This is a genomic window from Pasteurella oralis (genome assembly GCF_042681465.1).
Classification (GTDB): domain Bacteria; phylum Pseudomonadota; class Gammaproteobacteria; order Enterobacterales; family Pasteurellaceae; genus Pasteurella; species Pasteurella oralis.
This window is the reverse complement of record NZ_JBHUFP010000025.1, coordinates 92,998-112,817: the sequence shown is the minus strand read 5'-3', so window position 1 is coordinate 112,817 and position 19,820 is coordinate 92,998. Positions and strand designations below refer to the sequence as shown.

The following is a 19,820-nucleotide window of genomic DNA, read 5'->3' as shown; positions in this document are numbered from 1 at the left end:
AATCCAGTTTATTGCTTACGATATGAATCTGTTGAATTTGCTCTTAATTAGCGGTGGCGCTGCTCTTGGCGCGATGTTGCGTTATGGATTGATACTATTACTCAATCCATTTTTTGCTTTTTTATCCTTTGGGACATTAGTGGCTAATTATATAGGCTGTTTAATCATGGGCGTTATGTTAGCCATATTGTGGCAATTTCCTGTGTTTTCGGTTGAATGGCGTTTGTTTTTCGTGACAGGCTTTTTAGGCAGTTTAACTACCTTTTCATCATTCAGTGCAGAAGTGATTGAGCATTTTGTTCAGCATAAGTGGTTGGAAGGCATGGCTATTGTTTCATTGCATTTAGTTGGCTGTCTGTTTTTTACTACGCTAGGTGTCGTTATTTGGCGTTATTTTCAGTAAAAAATTGCTTAATTCTCGCTAATGCCAAATTACGAATTGGATCGCGCTCAAATAGAATCTCATGCTTACTGTGCTCAATCTGGATGAGCTGACCTTGTGGTAAAAGTGCGGTCAGTTTTTGCAGATTTTTGTTATCCACAATCTTTTCTTTTTCGGACTGTAAAATCAGCACTGGAATTTCAATGCGTGGTAAAATCGTTGGTAATTTTTTAATTGCATTAAAGCATAAATGTACCCAACGGAAAGTGGGACCGCCTAAATGAATATGTGGATGACGACGATTAATGCGATTCATCCATTTCATTCTTGTGCGGCAACAACTGAGATCGTTTTTGTCTAAATCTGCGGGTTTATATTTCCCTCTACCGAATACATAGCGTGCACCTTGCCCAAATAGCACCATCAAATTAATAATCAATTCATCGCGCAATGAATGTTGCAGTGGAATACCATAAAATGGCGCAGAAAAGACCGCACTTTGTACTTGATGATCATAATTAGCGAGGTAGTAAGTGCTGATTAATGCCCCCAGAGAATGTGCCAAAATATGTTGGCTTTGATAGTGATACAGCGAGGTGATTTTTTCTAGCAACAAAGCAATATCATCAGCATAAAAACGAAATTCATCAATATAACCTTTATCATGATCTTTTAATAAACGCTGTGAATAGCCTTGTCCGCGATGATCAAACACTAATACATCATAACCTTGTTGATAAAAATCATAAGCAAGTTCAGTCCATTTCAACAAGTTTTCAGCGCGCCCATTAACTAAAATCACTAATCTACGTTCAACGGGATGGTCTTGGACAAAATGGCGGTAAGTAATACGCACACCTTGTTTGCCCGTGAGATCTTGTAATGGAAACTGGGCTGCAAAAGGATGTAATTCTGCTAAAGCAAAGTGAGTGAAGTGGGGTTCGCGTTGAATCATAGCCTACTCTAAATCAAAACTAAAAACGGGTTAATCATAGCATATTTCGTTACAGCACTGGCTGAAAATCACCGTGTAAGACTAACGTGGGTATTGATAAGTTATGTTAGAGAGAAAAAAGTGCGGTCAATGATAAAAATAAGCTAAAACTGACCGCACTTTTAAGGTGGAGAATGATTTCGTGTTACGCGACAAGTTGTTTTAAAATGCGGCGTAGTGGCTCTGCAGCACCCCATAATAATTGATCACCTACTGAGAAAGCGGCGACATATTCAGGTCCCATTTTCAGTTTACGTAAGCGACCGACTGGAATTTCTAATGTACCCGTCACTTTAGTTGGAGTTAAGTCGCGTAAAGTTGCTTCTTTTTCATTTGGAACCACTTTTACCCATTCGTTATGGCTTGCAAGAATTTGCTCGATTTCCTCTAATGGTAAATCTTTTTTCATTTTGATAGTAAAAGCTTGACTGTGGCAGCGTAATGCACCGATACGTACGCATAAACCATCTACAGGAATTGGACTATCGTCTAAGCCTAGAATTTTGTTTGTTTCAGCATAACCTTTCCATTCCTCTTTGGTTTGACCGCCTTCCCACAGTTTATCGATCCAAGGAATTAAGCTACCTGCTAATGGTGCACCAAAATTATCGATAGGTAAGTCGCCACGCATTTTGGCAGTAACTTGACGTTCGATTTCTAAAATTGAAGACGCAGGATTGTCGAGATCCGCTTTCACACTGTCTTCTAATTGTCCCATTTGGACTAACAATTCACGCATATTTTTAGCGCCTGCGCCGCTTGCCGCTTGATAAGTTGTCACTGAAACCCATTCAACTAAATCACGTTCAAATAAGCCACCTAGCGCCATTAACATCAAACTGACAGTACAGTTACCACCAACGTAAGTTTTAATACCGTTTTTTAAGCCTGCACTAATCACGTTTTGGTTCACTGGATCCAGTACAATAATGGCATCTTTTTCCATACGTAGTGCAGAAGCTGCATCAATCCAATAACCGTTCCAGCCAGCGGCACGTAGTTTTGGATAGACATCATTAGTATAATCACCACCTTGACAGGTGACGATAATATCCAGTTTTTGTAGTTCGGTGATATCAAAAGCATTTTTTAATTCACCTGCGTCTTTGCCACTAAATACGGGGGCTTTTTGACCTGCTTGCGAGGTAGTAAAAAACACTGGATTGATGTTTGCAAAATCATTTTCTTGTTGCATACGATCCATTAATACGGATCCCACCATCCCACGCCAACCGATAAAACCAACGTTTTGCATAAAATTTTCCTTATATTAAAAGTGAATGATATTGTGTTTGATTGAAGTTAATTAATTACAAGATAGCTTAGATAAAAGCAAGCGTTTTTGTTTAAAAAGCAACAAAAGTTAATGGGTTATTGTATTTGAGTAATAGATTATCTAAATTTTTGAATTGGATTAAAGTTGATAGTGTGACGTAATGCAATAAAAGTACGGTCAGTTTTGAGCAAGTTTAGGTAACTTGGGTATGGTTCATCCTGATAAAAAATAACGAGATGCGCTAGACTAATTAGTAAATGAGTGGAGCATCAAGAGTTATACAGGGCAATAAATAAGGGCAGCTGATGAAGACTGCCCAATATGATATAGATTTTGAGTGATTATAAAATCTCTTTTGCTTTCGCTACAACGTTTTCAACAGTGAAACCAAAGAGTTTAAATAATTGGTCTGCTGGCGCTGATTCACCGAAGCTATTCATGCCGATAACACGGCCTTCAAAGCCTACATATTTATACCAGAAATCTGCAATTCCTGCTTCAATTGCGACACGTTTAGTGACTTTGCTTGGTAATACGCTTTCACGGTAGGCTGCATCTTGTTTATCAAATACATTGGTGCTTGGCATTGAAACAACGCGGACTTTTTTACCTTCTGCGTCTAATATTTCAGCGGCTTTCATCGCAAGCTCTACTTCAGAACCTGTCGCGATGAAAATAAGATCAGGACAATCACCTTTTTCACAGCAATCACGCAAGATATAACCGCCACGTGCAACATTAGCAAGCTGTTCTGAAGTGCGGTCCATTTGTGTAAGATTTTGGCGCGTAAAGATAAGTGCACTTGGACCTGCTTTACGTTCAACTGCCGCTTTCCACGCTACCGCAGATTCCACTTGGTCACATGGACGCCATGTTTCAAGATTCGGAATTAAACGTAATGTGGTGGTTTGTTCAACAGGTTGGTGGGTTGGACCATCTTCACCTAAACCAATAGAGTCATGCGTATACACAAATAATGAACGTTGTTTCATTAATGCTGCCATACGCACGGCATTATGAGCATACTCCATGAACATTAAGAATGTTGCACCATAAGGGATGAAACCTCCATGTAAGGCAATACCATTCATAATGGCTGACATACCAAATTCGCGTACGCCATAGTTGATGTAGTTACCATCCGCATTTTCTACTGCACGAATTGGTTTTGAGCCAGACCATAAGGTTAAGTTAGAGCTTGCTAAGTCAGCCGAACCGCCTAAGAATTCAGGTAGTAATTTTGCGTAAGCTTCAATCGCATTTTGTGATGCTTTACGGCTTGCAATACTTGCTGGGTTAGCTTGCAGTTTTTCAATGAATGCTTGTGATTCTGTTGCCCAGTTAGCCGGTAACTCTGCATTAACACGGCGAGTAAATTCAGCGGCTAATTCAGGATGCGCTTTGGCATAAGCAGCAAATTTTTCCTCCCAATTTTTTTCAGCAACACCACCTTTTCCTTTAGCATCCCACTGTGCATAGATATCGGCAGGAATTTCAAATGGTGCGTGTTGCCAATTTAATGCTTTACGTGTTAAAGCAATTTCTTCATCGCCTAATGGTGCACCATGACTGTCGTGGGAGTTTGCTTTGTTTGGCGAACCAAAACCAATAATGGTTTTACAGATGATTAAAGTTGGTTTGTCTTTTTCGGCTTGGGCTTTTTTTACTGCATCAATGATTTGTTCTGAGTTATGTCCATCAATAGCAGGAATCACATGCCAGCCATAAGCTTCAAAACGTTTTTGCGTATCATCAGTGAACCAACCATCCACATGACCATCAATTGAGATATTGTTATCATCATAGAAGGCAATTAATTTACCTAAACCTAATGTACCTGCTAATGAACAAGCTTCATGCGAGATACCTTCCATCAAACAACCATCACCTAAGAACACGTAAGTATAATGGTCAACAATCTCATGACCTGGACGGTTAAATTGATGGGCTAATGTTTTTTCTGCAATTGCAAAACCGACTGCGTTGGTAATCCCTTGTCCTAACGGACCTGTAGTGGTTTCGACACCTGGCGCATAACCGTATTCTGGGTGACCTGGGGTTTTAGAATGGAGTTGACGGAACTGCTTTAAGTCATCAATGGATAAGTCATAGCCGCTCAAATGTAACAAACTATAAATCAACATTGAACCATGACCATTAGACAGAATGAAACGGTCACGATCGACCCAGTGTGGATTAGTCGGGTTATGTTTTAAGAAGTCACGCCATAATACTTCTGCAATATCTGCCATGCCCATTGGTGCGCCCGGGTGACCTGATTTTGCTTTTTGTACTGCGTCCATGCTTAAAAAACGGATTGCATTGGCAAGTTCTTTACGTGTTGTCATTATGATTTACTCCTAAGTGAATTAAGACTTAAATTTGTACAGTATTTTACTCTATTTTACCTACAAAGGATAATGAATTTGTTTGGTATGACGAGGGAGCAAGATTCGTTCCTTTTTTTGGCTAAACACTCTATACTGTGCTGAATAAATAATATTCAACACAGGAAAAAAAGATGAAATATCAAGTCATTGCTTTTGACCTTGATGGTACGTTATTAAATAGCCAAGGACAAATTTTAGTTTCGAGTAAAAGCGCGATTCAAAATTGTATTAATAAAGGTTTAAAAGTCATTTTAGTTACAGGACGACATCATACAGCCGCCTATCCTTATTATCATGAATTAAATTTAACGACACCGATGATTTGTTGTAATGGTACTTATATGTATCAACCGCAAACAGATACAGTGCTTGCAGCAAATCCATTATCGTTGAATCAAGCACGACAAGTGATTCAGCTTGCGGAAAAGTATAGTTTACACTTATTAATGTATTCGCGTGATGCAATGAATTATTCCATACTGAACGAACATATGCGCAAGTTTTCACAATGGGTACAAAGTTGTCCTCTCAATGTGCGTCCGAAATTATGTCAAGTTTCTGATTTTCATGCGTTGTTAAACGAACAGGAAACGATTTGGAAATTTGTGATTAGTCATCCTGATCGCGTGTTGATGCAAACTGCTGTCAATCAGTTATCGCCTGCTGAATTTAGCTGTGAATGGTCATGGATTGATCGTGTTGATATTGCAAATGGCGGTAATACAAAAGGCGCAAGATTACTTGAACTGTTAAGTTCATGGCAGATTGATCCCCAATTTGTTATCGCTTTTGGTGATAATCATAATGACATTTCAATGCTCAATTCAGTGGGGTTAGGCGTTGCAATGGGCAATGCAGAAACTGAAGTTAAACAACAAGCCCATTTAGTGACTTTAAGTCATGATGAGGAGGGGATTTCATCCGTCCTCGCTTCTCTCATTGATTAAGTCTTATTTACCATCAGTGCTAAAACAATTTGCTTTAGCACTGATATGATTATTATTGCCCATAATAAGCATTCTTACCATGTTTCCGTAAGTAGTGCTTATCGAGTAATTCTTGTTGCATTGAGGATAAATTAGGACGAAGTTGGCGGCTGAATAAATTCATGTAACCGATTTCTTCTAAGACGACAGCATTGTGTACGGCATTATCTGGATCCGTTCCCCAAGCAAAAGGTCCATGAGAATGGACTAATACAGCAGGTACATCTTTGGGGTCAATTCCGCGAACACGGAATGTTTCTACGATCACTTTGCCTGTCTCAAGTTCATAGTCACCTTGAATTTCAGCAGGCGTCATTTTGCGCGTACAAGGGATTGAACCATAGAAATAATCTGCATGGGTTGTACCTGCGGCAATTAAGTCTTCGCCTGCTTGTGCCCAGATCGTCGCGTGGCGAGAGTGAGTATGGACAATACCACCAAGAGTTGGAAATTGGCGATAAAGTTCTAAGTGAGTTGCCGTATCAGAGGAAGGTTTTTTACTCCCTTCAACAACCTGACCTGTGAATAAGTCTACCACGACCATATCCTCTGCGGTCATGACATCGTATTCCACACCAGAGGGCTTAATCACCACCAGATTTTTTTCTCGATCGATACCGCTCACATTGCCCCAAGTAAAGGTAACTAAATGGTATTTTGGTAAGGCTAAATTCGCCTCAAACACTTTTTGTTTTAATTGTTCTAACATGGAAAACCACCTTCTTTCATTTTTTGTTCAATCCAACGACGAGCTTGAATAATTTCCATAATTGGTTCTTCTGCTTTTTCTGTCCACATTTCGATTAAAAATGCACCACGATAATTCAATTTTGCTAAAGTACGAAAACACTGTACAAAGTCGACACAGCCTTCACCAAACGGCACATCACGGAATTGTCCTTGGTAAGTAGCGGTGACTTTATAAGTGTCCTTCAAGTGAATTGCAGAGATTTTGTCGATACCTAATTTAAGTTCTTCACTCACATTGTCATTCCAAGCAGAGAGATTGCCTAGATCTGGATAAACCGTAAACCATGGCGAACGAATAATATCGTCCCATTTCTTCCAACGACTAATAGAGCTGATAAATTGGGTATCCATAATTTCAACGGCAAGCGTCACTTGACGGCTTGCCGCAAGGGCGACTGCCCATTCTAGTCCTTGCTGGAAGCGTTGAATTGTGCCTTCATCTTGTTGTTCATAATACACATCATAACCTGCAAGTTGAATAGTCCGAATACCAAGGTCAACGGCAAGTTGAATTGCTTTTTCCATGACGTCATAGGCTTTTTGGCGCGTTGCTTCATCTCGGCTACCAAATGGAAAACGGCGATGACCCGATAAGCACATGGATGGAATAGTGATGCCAGTTGAAATAATGGCTGTGACTAATTCAATGCGCTCAGCTTTTGTCCAATCTAAACGTGCTAAACGTTCATCAGTTTCATCAATTGAGATTTCGACAAAATCGAAACCACAGGCTTTCGCAGTGGATAAGCGATCCTGCCAACTGAGGTTTTTAGGCAATGCTTTCTCATAAATGCCGATTTTATGTTTTCTCACAATATACTCCTTGTTCGCCTCTGCAATATTAGGACCAATATTTATCAATTTCTGACCGCACTTTTTCTGCAGTGAGTTTGCCTTTTTCGCCAGTAAATGCACGTCCTGCAATAAAGGCTTTGGCATTGATATCTTTAAATAAATGAATATCTTCAGGCACAATGCCACCAGTAATTGATAGCGCTAACCCCAGTTCTGACAATTTTTTCATCGTGGATAAATCTTCTTCTGTCCAGCCTTTACCTGCGGCTTCGGCATCGCGTGCACGGTGATAAATCGCTTGGTTAATACCTAACGCAACCCAAGCTTTGGCATCTTCAAATGTCCAATTGCCATAGATTTCAATTTGAATTTCTTTGTGGTAGCGATCAGCAATTTTTTTGCAGCTCTCAATTGTTGCAATATGCGCAGCAGCAGAGACCGTTAACCAATCAGCCCCCGCCTTGAATGCCATTTCGGCTAAAATTGCGCCAGCATCGGTTGTTTTCATATCGCAGACTAAGATATGCTCCGGATGTAGGGCACGTAGTGTACGCACTGCTCGCATACCTTCTGCAAAAGCAAGAATAGTGCCAACTTCAATAATATCGACTGAGTCTGCAGCATGTTTTGCTGTGACAAGTGCGCTATCTAAATCGACTGCATCTAGCGCAAGTTGAATAAGTGGTTTTGCCATTTTTTTCCTCATCAAGTAATCATTAAATCATTGCCTGTAGTGCTTTAGTGAACTGCTGGTAACGTTGATATTTCTGCTGATAAGCAGTGAAGTAAGCAGGATTAGGTTCAACACTAAACATGGTTTGTGTTTGGAAGACATTGTTTGCCTCGCCAACCCCTTGCATTGCCATTAATGCGGCACCAAGACAACCCGTTTCCTCAATTTGAGGGATTTCTAATTTCATTCCTGTGAAATCAGCGAGCATTTGTAACCAGATATTGGATTTTGTTGGTCCACCAGTTACACGCAGTAATGTGGCTTGTGGGAAACGTTGTAGCATACGATTGAGGTGATGCATTAAACTGAACAATACCCCTTCGTAAATCGCTTGTAATAAATGGGCTTGGCTGTGATGCGCTTGGATACCATAAAATCCAGCTTGCATCCCTAAACCTGCATTGGAACCATATAAAAAAGGAATAAATAAAACCGAACTGGCAGCAGGTTCAAGCTCACTGACAAGTTGGTTAATTTGTTGATAATCGAGCTGCCATTGCTTAACAAACCATTCTAAATTCCCCGCAGAGGTTGGACTGGCTTCGTGAATAATAAATTTTTCGGCTTGTGCATAGCGTCCATATACAAAAGGCAGCGTTTGGCTATCGTCGATATGAGTCGTGATGCCACTGACCACAGACCAAGTACCTAGTACAGCATTAAGTTTTGTTTCATCATCTAGATCCGCGCAAAGTGCGGTTGAAACTACATCAAATAAGCCACCAACAACAGGCGTGCCAACGCACAATCCCGTTAATTCTGCCGCTTCAGGTGTGACATAACCTGCAATCTCATTGGCTGCGATGATCGGTGGGAGTTTGCTGGTAATGCCTGTTAAACCTAATAATTCGGCAAGTGCGGGATCATATTCACCAGTGTGCATATTGTATAAATTAGATTCAGAAATATTAGTTTCTTCGCAAAATAGTTCGCCAGTTAAACAAAAACGTAAATAGTCATGTGACATTAATACCGCACCAATTTGTTGATAGCGTGTGGGTTCATGCTGTTTGACCCAACGCAAAATTGAAACAGGGTGCCCTGTCCACAAGGTCTGTCGAGTCATCGGATAAAGTTTGTCGGGAATACCGGCACTTTGCCATTGTTTCACAATGTCTAAAGCTCGTTGATCAGAAGATAAAATCGCATGTCCAAGAGGCTTGTTTTGTTGATCTAACAAAAAAGCGCCTTTGCCTTGTGCAGAGATACCAATACCTTTGATGTTACTAGCTGCAATTTGACTATGCTCAATCGTTTTTCGGATGACTGTTGCACAAACTTGCCATAATTCGTGCATATCACGTTCGGCATAGCCCGCTTGTTCGCTAATCACTTGGACGTTTTCACGCACACAACCAAACATTTTGCCAGAAGTATCAAAGAGCGCTGCCTTAATAAAAGTTCCGCCACAGTCTATGCCTAAGTAATAATTCATAGTCTATCCTTAGTTAAAGGTTAAACGATACAGACTATTGGTTGCTGTAATAAACAAGGTTTTTTGATCAGGACCAAAGGTACAGTTAGAGGTGGTTTTATCAAGTATAATCCGCCCTAAAAATGTCCCATCGATTAATAAAATCAGTAATCCTGTTTCACAGCTACAATAAATCACATTGTTTTGGTCAATACAGAAGCCATCAGGAATACCCGGCGAAATCTCCGCAATAGTTGTACGATTATGTAGTTGTTTTCCCTCGACATCAAAAACCACAAGGTGGTGTAAACCTGTCTTGGCAAACTCGACTGCAGACATATCCGCCACAACTAATTTTGTTTCATCTGCGGAGAAAGCCAAACCATTTGGTCGCATTACATGAAAAGTGGCGATATTGATGTCGTCAGTTTGTGGATCATAACAATACACATAACAACCGATGATTTCACTTGGTGATTTTTTACCCTCTGCATCGCTTAAAATACCATAAGGTGGATCAGTAAACCAAATAGTCCCATCAGATTTCACAACAACATCATTGGGCGAATTGAGTTGTTTGCCATCCAGTTTATTGACTAATAGACGGATATTGCCAGTTTGATCTGTTAAGCTTATTGCACGACGACCATGTTCGCATGTGATGAGATTTCCCTCAGCATCGACCGCATTACCATTGGCAAATTGCGATGGTTGACGAAATATCTCAGTACCTTGTTGGGCACTCCAGCGATACATGGTGTTACCTTTGACATCACTGAAAACCACAGCTTGTTGTTTGGCTAACCAAATAGGACCTTCTGCCCAAATCGCTTTATCAAACAACTCTTCTAATTTGGCTTCTGTACCAACTAATTGGTAAAAACGTTGGTCATAGACTTCAATTTTGGCTGATAACATATGCTCTCCTCATTAGGAAAGTGCGGTCGTTTCTCTAAAAGTTTTGACGACCGCAATGATTAACTATTTCACATCCCAAATCGCTTTATATGCTTCTTTGTAACCATTTTGTGGGTCATAAAGGTTGTTAGCACCCCCATCAAATGCCACATTGTCTTTGATTACTAAATGCGCTGGCGTGATATAGCCAGAAGGTTTTTCGCTAGCAAAGGCACGATTGAGTTCATCTACTAATTGCCAACCGTGTAAATTCAGTGGTTCTGGTACAGTGGCAAATTGATGATTGTTAGTACGAATGCGTTGATAGGCGGTGACAGAACCATCGCCTGCGGAAATGTTGTATGGCATTTCCCCTTTATTTGCCGAGCGCAAGGACGGTGCCATAAAGTCAAAATAGAGGTCATTGATGGCTAAAGTGTATTGCAAGTCATCACCATATTTTTGTAATAAACTAAAAGTTAAGCTCGGCATGCGGCTTGAGGTGTCTGCTAGTGGGGTATCAATAAATTCTAACACTTGGCATTCTTTACATTGCTCAATGACCTCTTTCATTACATTGGCTTTGCGTAAGGCTATTTCATATAAAGAGTCAGTGAGAATCACCACTTTTGCTTTTCCATCTGAGTTTGCGACCGCAAGTTGAGCGGAGAGTTTAGCAATTTGGTCAGAGTCAGACGTCACATTATAGAAAATGTTGTATTTATCGATTGGACCAGGTTCTGGTGTAGCATGCCATGCGACGAGCGTAATCCCGTTTTTATTAGCTTTACTGAGTGGAATTTTTGCCACATTGGGGTTCCAACCGCCAATCACAATGGCATCAGGCTTACGTGCAATCGCTTGGTTTAAGGCGGCTAATTGGTTATTCACAGAACCTGCACCATCAAGGACATCCAGTTTCCAACCTGTAACAGAGGTGGCTTCTTTCATGCCATCAATGACACCTAACACACCACCATTTTTCATATCAGAAGCAATGAAAATAATGTTCTTTCCTTGTTGTAATTTAGGACCTGTTGTTGGACCATCCCAAGTGGTTTGTTGAGCTGTTGCTGCGGCAACTTGTTGTTTTGCTTCAGCAACAAATGGATCGTTTGCGATAGCATGGCTTGTAAAAGCGAGTGTGACTAAAGCTGCTAGCGTGCTTAAATTGCGATGAAAAGCGTGTTTCATAAGGTTCTCCTTACAATAGATCAATTAACACAACAACGGATTATTTTGTTGCTGCTTTCTTTTGTACTGCTTTTTGATTTAATAAACGTTTGCGCTGGGCATAACCCGCAATTGTGATAGATAATAATAAAGTGGCACCATTAAATAATGGTTCGACCCAGAAGGCACCGCCAAATTGCTGGATACCTGAGATGCCGATAGCGAGGATAGCAATTCCCACAACTGTACCCCAAACATTGATACGCCCTGGCTTAATAGTGGTACTCCCTAAGAATGCCCCCACTAATGCTGGCAAGAGATAGTCCATACCCACACTGGCTTGACCTACACCTTGTTGTGCGGCGATTAAGACACCAGTAAAACCGGTGATTAAGCTGGAAACAATAAATGGTACAATCGTATATTTCTTAATTGAAATACCATTCAGATGGGCGGCGGCAGGATTTCCTCCTACCGCATACATACAACGTCCCGTTGGGGTATGTTCAGTCACAAGCCACATTACAATCGCAATGATTAATACGTAAAAGGCGGAGATCGGAATACCAATGATTTCAGTACTGTTAATTGCAATAAAACCATCAGGTAAGTCACCAACAATTTGGCGACCGCCTGAGTGCCATAGGGCGATGGCATATAGTACTGTACCAGAACCTAATGTCGCGACGAAGCTATCAATATCAGCAAGGGCAACTAAAATGCCATTGAGTAAACCGTAAATAGCAGCCACGATTAGGACTGTAATAGTCGCCATTTGCCATGAAAAGCCAAATTGAACTTGTAAAGTAATGGCTAAAATATGCCAAAGGACAATACCGAAACCAACGTTTAAGTCGATTTTGCCGACGATCATGGTGGTGGTCGCGGCGAGTGCAAGTAACGCAATTTTTGATTTACTTTCTAAAATTGCATTTAGCGTTAACATTGAGGCGAAAGAATCTGTCGTCACAGAGAAAAGAATGACGAGTAAGAAACATAGCCATAATAAACCATACCGAGTGAGCATTTGGGAAAACCACGCCGCAAAGCCATCACGCGCAATAGATACGGGCTGTTCTAATGCAGTTGATTTGATATTTGTTTGAGCCATGATGCTCTCCTATTTGTTTAAGTGCGGTCTAAAATATGAAAATTAATTTATGCTGGCTGTTGAATCAGAGGCTAACGCCAGTAAATTAGCAAACGTGACTTGTTCATTGAATAATTCACCTGCAATATCGCCACGATTAAATATCAACGCGCGGTTGCAAAGATGGGCGATTTCCTCAAAATCATTTGATATCACAATGATAGCAATACCTTTTTTCAATGCTTGATTTAATAAGTCATAAATTTCTGCACGTGCACCAACATCCACACCCGCAGTAGGATCTTCTAAAATTAATACTGGCGTATTGAGATGCATCCAACGTGCAAGCACAATTTTTTGTTGATTACCACCAGAGAGTGCGCTGACATCAATGAATAAATTTTTCGGTCGAATATCAAAGAGCTGGAATTTATACCAACTTTCCGCCCATTCTTCTTTGCGGGCATAATTTTTTAACGGTGAATGACCACTTAATACTGGGTTGATAAACAGGTTTTCTGTGGTTGTCATTGACATCACTAAACTTTCTCGGATACGGTCACCAGCAACTAGTGCAACGCCCTTATGAATCGCATCACGAGGCGAATCTGCATGATATGTGCTACCGTTTAAACGGATATGTCCACTCTCCAACTCACGTAGCCCGAATAATAAACGCCCAATTTCTTCTTGCCCTGCACCACGTAATCCTGCGAGTGCAATCATTTCGCCTTGCCGTAGGCTGAAGGAAACAGGACCTGTATCGCCAACCACAACATCGTTGAGTTGTAAAACCTCTGGTGTATTTTTAGGTAATGGCTCGCGTTGTTTACCTCTTGTTTCTTCACCCACAATGGCTTTTACTAATGACTTCACGTCATAGTCTTTAGTGGAACCTTCTGCGACAGGATGACCATCGCGCATCACTAAAATACGATCGGAAAGCGTAATCACTTCATCTAAACGATGAGTGACATAAATCATGCCAACGCCCTGTGCACGTAGACGATTGAGAACAATGAATAAGTGTTCAACATCGCTTGCGGGCAGCGAGGCGGTTGGCTCATCTAATACTAAGATTTCAGCATTCACTGCAATGGCGCGTGCAATGGCTAATAATGCTTTTTCTGTACGGCTTAAATCAAAGATGCGCGTTTGTGCAGAAAGATGGATGCCGACAAAATCAAGCGCATCTTGTGCTTGTTGATTGATTTTTTTCCAATCAATTAAACCAAAACGACGTGGAAAACCCATCACGAATGCCATATTCTCGGCAATAGTCATCCATTCAATTAACCCTAAATCCTGATGAATAAAGGCGATAGGCTGTTTGTTTGTATGAGAAAGTGATTGCGCAGATTGAATTTTATGTTGATGAAAGCGAATTTCACCTTCGTCGCGTGGATAAATTCCAGCAAGAATTTTGATTAAGGTTGATTTACCTGCACCATTCTCGCCAAGTAATGCGACAATTTCGCCTCGATGAATATCAAGACTGACGTCATTTACTGCGGTATGGCTACCAAATCGTTTCACGATATGTTGTAGCTGAAGGATTGGAGACTGTTCAGTGGTCACCATAGGTTCCTCCTGTTTCATGAGGAATGAGTAAAAGTGCGGTCGATTTTGCAAAAGTTTTGCACTCGACCGCTGAACGGGTTTATTTTGCTAATGCGTCAATTTGTTTGACCAGATCATCACCATTTTTCTCAATGAATGCTTTGCGTACCTCGCTTTCAATGGCTGCTTTAAATGGTTTTGTATCGACACTATCAATCACTTCAATGCCCGCTTTTTGCATTTTTGCAATAATGCCTTTTTCATTTTCAAGGTTAAGTTGGCGTTGATAAGCACCCGCTTCTTGTGCGGCTTCGATTAGCGCTGTTTGGAGTGCTGGTGAAAGTGCATCGAACTTAGCTTTATTCATCACGACAATGAGTGGTGTATAGCCATGATTAGTTAAGCTTAAATGTTTTTGTACTTCATATAATTTGGCTGACCAAACAATACCGACTGGGTGCTCTTGTGCATCAACGGCACGTGTTTCAAGCGCTGTATAAAGCTCTGATAATGGCATTGGTACAGGGTTTGCCCCTAAAATTGAAAATGCTTGGATATACATTGGGTTTTGATTCGTACGTACTTTTAACCCTTTAATATCATCAGGCGTTTTTACTGGGTGCTTTGAGTTGGTAAAAGAACGGAAACCCACTTCCCAAAATGCGAGACCTTTTAAGTCTTGTGCTTCTAATTCTTTTAATAAGCCTTGACCAATTTCACCGTCTAATACCGCATAAGCATGCTCACGATTTTGGAAAATAAACGGAATATCAATCACGTTTAATTTCGGTACTAGCCCAGAAAAGTTCGGTGAGCCTGACATTTCTAAGTCAATTGTACCGCCTCGTACAGCACTGATCATAGTTTGCGCATTACCTAAGGTACTATCTGGGAAAAGGCTAAGTTTGATTTCCCCTTTTGTTTTTTCTTTTAGAAGATCATTGAATTTCTTTGCGGCGTCATGTTGAGTATCACTACGCGGTGCTTCATAACCAAAACGTAATGTGGTTGCGGCACTTGTACTGCCAGCAAATACAGCCATACCTGCCATTAACACTGCGAGAGTTTTGAGATTGAATAGTTTCATAATGTTCTCCTGTGACGATTTAAGGTTGTAGCCAGCTAAGTGGCGTTAAAATTAAGGCTGGGAAGAAAATGAAAGCAAAGAGCAATGCAATCATCATCAATAAGTATGGCAATATGCCTTTTGCAGCTTGATCAAAAGGTAATTTAGAAACGCCAGTAATGACATTAAGGACATTACCTACTGGTGGTGTGATGAGTCCAATTGAGGTATTAAGAATGAACAGCACACCGAAGTAGACAGGATCAATTCCCGCTTCTTCAACTAATGGCATGAGTACTGGAGTAAGAATTAATACTGTCGGCGTTAAATCCATGACCATACCAATGACAAAAACAGACAGCATAATGACAATCAGTAATAAAGTCGGGGTATCAATCAAGGGTTCTAACAATTCTGTCATCATGTGTGGCAATTCTGCAATGGTGATTAACCAACCTGTGACTTGTGCGGCGGCAACCAGAAACATGACGACCGCGGTCGTTTTTGCTGCTGCTAAAATCACGTTGTACAATTGTTTTATTTTTAATTCCTTATAAACGAACAGCGAAACAATCAATGCATAGAACGCTGCTACAGCACCTGCTTCTGTTGGGGTAAAAATACCAGAACGAAAGCCTCCAATAATAATGACAGGGAGGAGTAATGCCCAAATACTGTTTTTAAAGGAAATACAGAGTTCTTCCTTACTGGCTTTAGAGAATGTCATGAGATTAAGACGTTTTGCTTGCCACCACCATAAGCCACCTAAACAAATTCCCATTAGGATACCCGGCGCAATACCCGCTAAAAACAGTTTAGTAATAGATACACCACTGGCGACACCAAAGATAATAAATGGAATAGAAGGTGGGATAATTGGCGCAATAATGCCCGCAGTACCAATTAAACCAGCAGAGCGATCTAATGGATAGCCTGTGGTTTTCATCATAGGTAATAACATTGCGGCGACTGCAGCGGTATCGGCGACTGCAGAACCTGATAAGCTTGCCATGATCATTGCCGCAAGAATTGCAACAAAACCTAAACCACCACGTTTATGACCAACTAATTTCATTGGTAGATCGATAATGCGTTTTGATAAGCCACCTTCATTCATAATTTCACCTGCTAAGATGAAAAATGGAATTGCCATTAATGAGAAGCTATCTGCACCACTGATAATTTGTTGTGCCAGAATTTGTGCATCGAATAAGTCTAAGTGCAACATCAACGCGACGCCACACAATAATAAGGAAAAAGCGACAGGGATACCCAATAAAATGGCACCTAACAGCGCGGAAAGAAAGATGATAACTGTCATTTACTTTCTCCTTTAATTAGGTGGTTAGCATTGGCAAAGAGCCGAATGATAAGCAGTATGGCAATGGCTGAACCAGCAATGAAACTGGCTAAATAGGTTATGCCAGTTGGTATCCCTGAGATGGGGGCCATATTGTTTAAATTAAGTTTAAATTGTACCCAACTGCCAGTAATCAAAAGATAGCAACAAAACAGCATCAGGCTATCGGTAAATAAATGTAAGATCTTTTGTTTATGTGGTGATAAGCGAGAAGTAAACATGGTGACATTGACATGGCGATTTTCGTTAAATGCGAGAATTGCACCGAGAAAAGCCAGCCAGACAAATAAGTAACGCGACACTTCTTCAGTAATATTGATACTGCTATTGAAGCCATAACGTAACACGACATTAAGAAACACTAAACAAGACATAGTCGTTAAAATAATGACGACTAATGCCTCTAAGAGTTTAGTGATCGCTGAATTAAGTGATTTCATGGCAGCACCTCTAATTCACTTACTGCAATTTTTACCACCACTTTACGGATTGTGGTTGATTGCTGATCAAGGCAGGCTGGTCGATGTATGTCTTGAGGAAAAAATACAGCAAAATTACCTGGGCGCATAATGAGTTCGATTTCATTTTCTACCTTTTGGTAGAAGACGATATCACGTTCATTATCATAATCTTGCGCAATAGAATTATTGCCTACATCAATGCTCACACCAATACGTTCAAAGCCTCGATGTAGGTATTGCACATCAATATAGCGACGATGTGCTTCAGGTTGAATCACTGCTTTATCTTGGGTTTCAAGATCTAACACTTGCGCATAGATACGTTCACCAATAATCGGATAACGACCGACAGCGAGTTGATCAAAATTGGTACTAGCAAGATAATCCAGCGCAATCTGAATTGCGGCTGGATAGTGTTTTTTATCAACTTGAGAGAGATGACCGAAAAACATAGCGTTTCCTTATAGGGACTTAATTTTTTCCCAAACAGATTCATCAACTGGGATGCCATTGGCTTTATTTTCGGCACGAATTGTAGTGAATTCATGACCAGGTAAGCGAATTGCAACTTCAGGATCTGCCCGTTGTGCCGTTTTGACGTAGTCCATAATCTTGTTGAGTTTTTCGTCTTTCGTTTTGCCATCAATTAAACGATCTACTTCAATGGCAATAAAGATTTGTGAAACACAGTATTCGTCATCTTTTTCTTCTGTCACTTCCGCCACAGATAAACCATTAGAAAGCAGTGTGGCGATCATGTCTAATACAATAGATAAGCCTGATCCTTTCCAGAAGCCCATTGGCAGTAAGCGACGATTTTTTTCTACTGTTCCGGGATCACGGGTGAGATTACCTTCATCATCAAAACCTGCGTCCACAAAGGTTTGGCGACCAGCTAAACGATGTACTTCTAACATACCGTAAGAATACATTGAGCAGGACATATCGACCATGGTAATCGGATTGGTTGGTACAGCAATAATCAATGGATTTGTACCTATACGGCATTCTTTCGCTCCCCAAGGTGGCATAACAGCAATGGAGTTTGTCCAACAGATCCCAATATAGCCTTTTTCCGCAGCTTGCCAGCCATAACCGCCACCACGCATCCAGTGATTCGCATTTTTGAGTGCGACTACACCAATACCAAATTGATCGGCAATTTCCATTGCGCGGCCCATCATTTTTTTGGCGGTCAGGTTACCAATTGCTTGATGCGCGTCCCATTGTTCAATTGCGCCTAAAGAAAGTACTTTTGTGGGGATTGCATCAGGAACAATATCGCCTTTTTCGAGCTGTGAGATAAAACGTGGAAAGCGATTGACACCATGGGAATAAACACCAGATTCGGTGGTGTCTGCAAACATCGTTGCACATTCTTCAGCGATATCTTCACGGACATTTCTTGCGAGTAATACACGTTTAAATTCTTGCTTGAGTGTTTCGTAGCTGACCTTCATATTGCCCTCACTATGTTAATCTGTTTCATATATTGAAATGACGTTTTAAAAAAAATTATAATCTGAATAAAATTTGTACGCAAATGAAAAGCATAAATAAAAAATCTTATAAATCAGACAGATAGAATTTTTTTCATTTTTTGTGATCAGGATCTCATTTTTATTTTGGCAATATCTCATTAGAATAAACCTACGCAAAATAGGCTATTTAGGAATGAAAAGGATGAAAGAAACGGATCAAAATAAAAGAGCTGGCAGTAACCAAAGTTTAATCAAAGGCTTGTTACTGATTGATATTTTAAGTAATTTTCCCAATGGCTGCCCATTAGCCAAGCTTTCTGAATTATCAAATCTCAATAAAAGTACAACACATCGTATGTTACAAACATTGCAAGCCTGTGGTTATGTGAAACCGGCAAATACCGTTGGGGCATATCGTTTGACGATGAAATGTTTAATGATTGGGCAAAAAACCTTAAGTTCTTTGAATATTTTGAATATTACCGCGCCTTATTTAGAGCAACTTAACTTAGATACAGGCGAAACAGTCAACTTATCGATGCGCGACCATCATCATGCTGTGATGATTTATAAACTTGAACCTACTACAGGTATGATGCGTACTCGGGCATATATTGGCCAGCGTTTAGAACTCTATTGCTCAGCCATGGGAAAAATCTTTATGGCTTATGAAAAAGGGCATGCTTTAGAGGATTATTGGGACAAGAATCAAGCGAATATAACACAATTAACTGCCAATACTATTGTGACCCCAGCTGCCATGGCGTTAGAGCTAAATAAGATTCGAGAATTAGGTTACGCAATGGATAATGAAGAAAATGAAACGGGGGTAACCTGTTTAGCTTGCCCGATATTTGATATTAATGGTCATGTCGCTTATTCGGTGTCAATTTCTTTATCTACCGCCCGATTAAATCAGATTGGTAAAGAAGTATTGTTAACCCATTTAAAGCAAGCAACTCACGCAATTTCTAAAGAGTTAGGCGCATAAATTTGCTCATGATTAAAAAAA

Annotated in this window: 19 protein-coding genes; 3 read left to right on the top strand and 16 right to left on the bottom strand. The window is 40.5% G+C overall.

The genetic code is table 11. The annotated features are described in order from the left end of the window. The first annotated feature begins 22 nt into the window (after nt 1–22). Nucleotides 23–403 (top strand): fluoride efflux transporter CrcB, encoded by a 381-nt coding sequence (gene crcB, locus ACFSAV_RS09950; RefSeq protein WP_379099148.1) that lies wholly within the window; start codon nt 23–25, stop codon nt 401–403. Here crcB and ACFSAV_RS09945 read toward each other — a convergent pair. From ACFSAV_RS09945 to tkt, 3 genes are all read right to left on the bottom strand, one after another. Further along, nucleotides 381–1,334, bottom strand: a complete 954-nt coding sequence (locus tag ACFSAV_RS09945) for an alpha/beta fold hydrolase (protein WP_174674047.1) — start codon at nt 1,332–1,334, stop codon at nt 381–383. The two genes, crcB and ACFSAV_RS09945, sit on opposite strands and share 23 nt — an antisense overlap. Before the next feature lie 187 nt (nt 1,335–1,521). After that, nucleotides 1,522–2,631 carry an aspartate-semialdehyde dehydrogenase gene (asd, locus tag ACFSAV_RS09940; RefSeq protein ID WP_379099145.1) on the bottom strand — a complete coding sequence of 370 codons (1,110 nt, stop codon included), beginning with the start codon at nt 2,629–2,631 and terminating at the stop codon, nt 1,522–1,524. 362 nt (nt 2,632–2,993) lie between these two features. Then, nucleotides 2,994–5,000: a transketolase gene (gene tkt, locus ACFSAV_RS09935; RefSeq protein ID WP_379099142.1), complete on the bottom strand. Its 2,007-nt coding sequence runs from the start codon at nt 4,998–5,000 to the stop codon at nt 2,994–2,996. 173 nt (nt 5,001–5,173) lie between these two features. Between tkt and ACFSAV_RS09930 the strand changes: the two genes are divergently transcribed. Beyond that, on the top strand, nt 5,174–5,989 hold the full coding sequence (locus ACFSAV_RS09930) for a pyridoxal phosphatase (protein WP_379099139.1): 816 nt from the start codon (nt 5,174–5,176) through the stop codon (nt 5,987–5,989). Between the two features lie 52 nt (nt 5,990–6,041). On the opposite strand, the gene araD is transcribed toward ACFSAV_RS09930, so the two are convergent. The 13 genes from araD to yiaK form a co-directional block, all read right to left on the bottom strand. Next, a complete protein-coding gene (araD, locus tag ACFSAV_RS09925; protein WP_379099136.1) occupies nt 6,042–6,737 on the bottom strand; it encodes an L-ribulose-5-phosphate 4-epimerase in 696 nt (231 codons plus the stop codon). Continuing rightward, nucleotides 6,731–7,591 carry an L-ribulose-5-phosphate 3-epimerase gene (locus ACFSAV_RS09920; RefSeq protein WP_379099133.1) on the bottom strand — a complete coding sequence of 287 codons (861 nt, stop codon included), beginning with the start codon at nt 7,589–7,591 and terminating at the stop codon, nt 6,731–6,733. Before ACFSAV_RS09920 ends, araD begins: the two co-directional genes overlap by 7 nt. A 28-nt stretch (nt 7,592–7,619) precedes the next feature. Then, on the bottom strand, nt 7,620–8,267 hold the full coding sequence (locus tag ACFSAV_RS09915; RefSeq protein ID WP_379099130.1) for a 3-keto-L-gulonate-6-phosphate decarboxylase UlaD: 648 nt from the start codon (nt 8,265–8,267) through the stop codon (nt 7,620–7,622). A gap of 22 nt (nt 8,268–8,289) precedes the next feature. Next, the gene (locus ACFSAV_RS09910; protein ID WP_379099127.1) at nt 8,290–9,741 is read right to left on the bottom strand and encodes an FGGY-family carbohydrate kinase; all 1,452 of its coding nucleotides are present in this window, start codon (nt 9,739–9,741) and stop codon (nt 8,290–8,292) included. A gap of 9 nt (nt 9,742–9,750) precedes the next feature. After that, a complete protein-coding gene (locus tag ACFSAV_RS09905) occupies nt 9,751–10,638 on the bottom strand; it encodes an SMP-30/gluconolactonase/LRE family protein (RefSeq protein WP_379099124.1) in 888 nt (295 codons plus the stop codon). A gap of 63 nt (nt 10,639–10,701) precedes the next feature. Continuing rightward, nucleotides 10,702–11,811, bottom strand: a complete 1,110-nt coding sequence (locus tag ACFSAV_RS09900) for an ABC transporter substrate-binding protein (RefSeq protein ID WP_379099121.1) — start codon at nt 11,809–11,811, stop codon at nt 10,702–10,704. Nucleotides 11,812–11,851: 40 nt separating this feature from the next. Further along, nucleotides 11,852–12,901 carry an ABC transporter permease gene (locus ACFSAV_RS09895; protein WP_101775562.1) on the bottom strand — a complete coding sequence of 350 codons (1,050 nt, stop codon included), beginning with the start codon at nt 12,899–12,901 and terminating at the stop codon, nt 11,852–11,854. A gap of 42 nt (nt 12,902–12,943) precedes the next feature. Continuing rightward, entirely contained in the window at nt 12,944–14,461 is a 1,518-nt protein-coding gene (locus ACFSAV_RS09890) for a sugar ABC transporter ATP-binding protein (protein WP_379099117.1), read from the bottom strand. Between the two features lie 79 nt (nt 14,462–14,540). Continuing rightward, a complete protein-coding gene (locus tag ACFSAV_RS09885) occupies nt 14,541–15,527 on the bottom strand; it encodes a TRAP transporter substrate-binding protein (protein ID WP_379099114.1) in 987 nt (328 codons plus the stop codon). A gap of 19 nt (nt 15,528–15,546) precedes the next feature. After that, nucleotides 15,547–16,827, bottom strand: a complete 1,281-nt coding sequence (locus ACFSAV_RS09880; protein WP_379099111.1) for a TRAP transporter large permease subunit — start codon at nt 16,825–16,827, stop codon at nt 15,547–15,549. Further along, nucleotides 16,824–17,306 carry a TRAP transporter small permease gene (locus ACFSAV_RS09875; RefSeq protein WP_379099108.1) on the bottom strand — a complete coding sequence of 161 codons (483 nt, stop codon included), beginning with the start codon at nt 17,304–17,306 and terminating at the stop codon, nt 16,824–16,826. The genes ACFSAV_RS09880 and ACFSAV_RS09875 overlap by 4 nt, the downstream gene beginning before the upstream one ends. Further along, nucleotides 17,303–17,779: a NanQ anomerase/TabA/YiaL family protein gene (locus tag ACFSAV_RS09870; protein ID WP_379099106.1), complete on the bottom strand. Its 477-nt coding sequence runs from the start codon at nt 17,777–17,779 to the stop codon at nt 17,303–17,305. Before ACFSAV_RS09870 ends, ACFSAV_RS09875 begins: the two co-directional genes overlap by 4 nt. Before the next feature lie 9 nt (nt 17,780–17,788). Then, on the bottom strand, nt 17,789–18,787 hold the full coding sequence (gene yiaK / locus ACFSAV_RS09865) for a 3-dehydro-L-gulonate 2-dehydrogenase (RefSeq protein ID WP_379099103.1): 999 nt from the start codon (nt 18,785–18,787) through the stop codon (nt 17,789–17,791). Between the two features lie 214 nt (nt 18,788–19,001). Between yiaK and ACFSAV_RS09860 the strand changes: the two genes are divergently transcribed. Further along, nucleotides 19,002–19,799: an IclR family transcriptional regulator gene (locus ACFSAV_RS09860; protein WP_379099100.1), complete on the top strand. Its 798-nt coding sequence runs from the start codon at nt 19,002–19,004 to the stop codon at nt 19,797–19,799. The last annotated feature ends 21 nt before the right edge of the window (nt 19,800–19,820 follow it).